At 63.0% G+C, this 1,982-nt stretch carries 4 protein-coding genes; 1 reads left to right on the top strand and 3 read right to left on the bottom strand.

Features of this window, described 5'->3' with window-relative positions; translation table 11 throughout:
- Nucleotides 1-635 (bottom strand): hypothetical protein (locus ACSHWJ_RS15690; protein WP_432540054.1); only part of this gene is annotated, 635 nt, incomplete at its 3' end.
- A gap of 47 nt (nucleotides 636-682) precedes the next feature.
- On the opposite strand from ACSHWJ_RS15690, the gene ACSHWJ_RS15685 reads away from it, so the two are divergent.
- A complete protein-coding gene (locus tag ACSHWJ_RS15685) occupies nucleotides 683-946 on the top strand; it encodes a hypothetical protein (RefSeq protein WP_432540055.1) in 264 nt (87 codons plus the stop codon).
- A gap of 59 nt (nucleotides 947-1,005) precedes the next feature.
- On the opposite strand, the gene ACSHWJ_RS15680 is transcribed toward ACSHWJ_RS15685, so the two are convergent.
- Complete coding sequence (locus ACSHWJ_RS15680; RefSeq protein ID WP_432540056.1) at nucleotides 1,006-1,311, bottom strand: phage tail assembly protein; 306 nt, start codon at nucleotides 1,309-1,311, stop codon at nucleotides 1,006-1,008.
- 3 nt (nucleotides 1,312-1,314) lie between these two features.
- Complete coding sequence (locus ACSHWJ_RS15675; RefSeq protein ID WP_432540057.1) at nucleotides 1,315-1,836, bottom strand: phage major tail tube protein; 522 nt, start codon at nucleotides 1,834-1,836, stop codon at nucleotides 1,315-1,317.
- Nucleotides 1,837-1,982: the final 146 nt, after the last annotated feature.

Raw genomic sequence — 1,982 nt, 5'->3', positions numbered from 1 at the left:
ACGCTGCCAAGATCGGCCATGCTGGCCCGCGTCGCCGTGGCCGCTTTCGCAAGGACCGGCGTATACCGGTCCAGCGCCTGGGCATCCTGGACGCCCCCGGCCACCAGTACCCCGATGCCGGAAGCGATCTCGGCCTGGGTCTGGTTCCACTTCAGGGCGCTCTCACGCACGGCGGCGCCCAAGCGGTTTTCCTGCGCGGCCGTGAACTCGCCGGTGATGGCGATATCGCGGAGCTGGTCCTGGAAATTGCCCGCCAGCCGGACGGACGCCACGACCGGCGCGCCCAGCGCCGCGCCGGTTCCGACGGTTTCCAACGCCTGCCCCCGCAAATCGGCGCGTTCCTGTTTGAGCGCCGCTCCGCGCGCCAGACTGGCGGTAAGCGCCTCCTGTCGCCGTCGTGTCTCGTCGATCAGGCGCCCCAGCCGTTCGTAGTCGCGATGAAGCGGTGCCATGGATTCCGGCGCCAGCCTGCCGGACTTCTGAATCGTGGCGCCCAGCGTCTTCTGCTTGTCAGTCAGGTCGCGCACGCTGGCACCCAGCGTGTCGACGGTCTTCTTGGCATTGCCGAAGGCGGCGGTAAAGGTGGCTGACAACGCCGCCCCAATCACGACCCCGACGACAAGCTCTTTAGCCATGTGTTAACCTTGCTTCGCCCGGCGTACAGCCGAGAGTGGATTGAAACGTGAACTCACCGAATCCGTTTGCCGCGCTTGCCGAAAGGATTGAGAACATCGAACAATGCGCCCCTTGGATTGCGTATTTCGCACTCTTTGGAGCCGTTGTCGTGTTCTGGGTCGCGGGCAAGTCCATCATCGCCGCGGTGTTGTTGACGCTGCTGCTTTCCTGGCTGATCGGCTATTTGATAGCCGGTGCTCTGTTCGTCTTGTGGGTCATCCTGCGGCTGTTCGACGGCATTACGCGCCTGATGGTCCGGCCTCTTGCCTGATCTGCTCGTTTGCCAATCCCCACCAGGTCAGGAAATCCTCCAGCTCCAGTGCATCGATCTCACTGGGCTGGAACCGGAACCACCGTGCCAGCAGCGCCATCCCCTTCCACAGCTCCGCCGGCCGGATCAGAGAACCGGCGAAAGCTGTCCTGCAGGCGCCTGTAGTCCGCCAGCCCCAGTTCATCCAGGTCCTCCGGTACGACCCCGACCAGGGACGCGATCAACGCCACTTCGACGTCGGCATCCGAACCGCCGAAACGCTGGGCCGCCTTCAGGTCCTTGACCTTGGGCACCCGCATGGTCAGCTCCGTCAGGGTGCGGCCATCGCCGGTCTTGAGCGGCTCACGTAAAGAAATGATCTGCATGGCTTAGCCTCCGATGTTGGCGCGGTAGTTGGCCAGCATGTCCTGGCCGTTGACCTTGTAGATGTTGGCCAGGGCGTCGAACTCGAACACCTCGGCGCCGTCGACTACGAGCTTGGCGTAATGCACGGCCATTTCGTTGGTCTGCTCGACGTTCTTGTGCTGCTTGTAGTTGCCCAGGGGAATCGACTTGAACTGTCCGATCAGGTGCGCCACCACCGGCGTTTCGGCGATCCGGCCGGCAGTCGCATACGTTTCCAGCGAGCTGCGCACCTGGATCTGCACCGACTTGAACGGATTCGCCGACTTGGCCATAACCTCCTTGTAGAACGACGACCACTTGAACTTGGCGGTCATCTTCTCGATGCCGGACCAGGCCTCCAGGGTGCCGATCATCCCCAGCGCCATGTGCTCTTCCATCTTGTGCTTGATGTCCGGCAGCTCGACCTCCTCGGCCCGGCCGAGGAAGGACGCGCCGTCGATGTAGACGTTGGCGTTCGTCAAGCGATTGATTTCGATCTTGGCCATCAGCCGTTACCTCCCAACTGCGACAGCAGGTTGATGTCGATGAAGCTCTCGAAGCTCACCCGCTCCAGCGGGGGCGGCGGCATGAACGTGATGTCGAAGGTCAGGTGCCCGAGGGCGATCTCGGTCACCGGGTTCTTGGCCTTGTC

Source organism: Methylococcus sp. S1M, from assembly GCF_051295855.1.
Lineage (GTDB): Bacteria > Pseudomonadota > Gammaproteobacteria > Methylococcales > Methylococcaceae > Methylococcus > Methylococcus capsulatus.
This window is presented reverse-complemented; position numbering and strand designations above follow the sequence as displayed.

Coding starts and splice junctions, on each gene's coding strand:
- ACSHWJ_RS15675 (WP_432540057.1), bottom strand. CDS start 1,836: ATGGCCAAGATCGAAATCAATCGCTTGACGAACGCCAACGTCTACATC.
- ACSHWJ_RS15680 (WP_432540056.1), bottom strand. CDS start 1,311: ATGCAGATCATTTCTTTACGTGAGCCGCTCAAGACCGGCGATGGCCGC.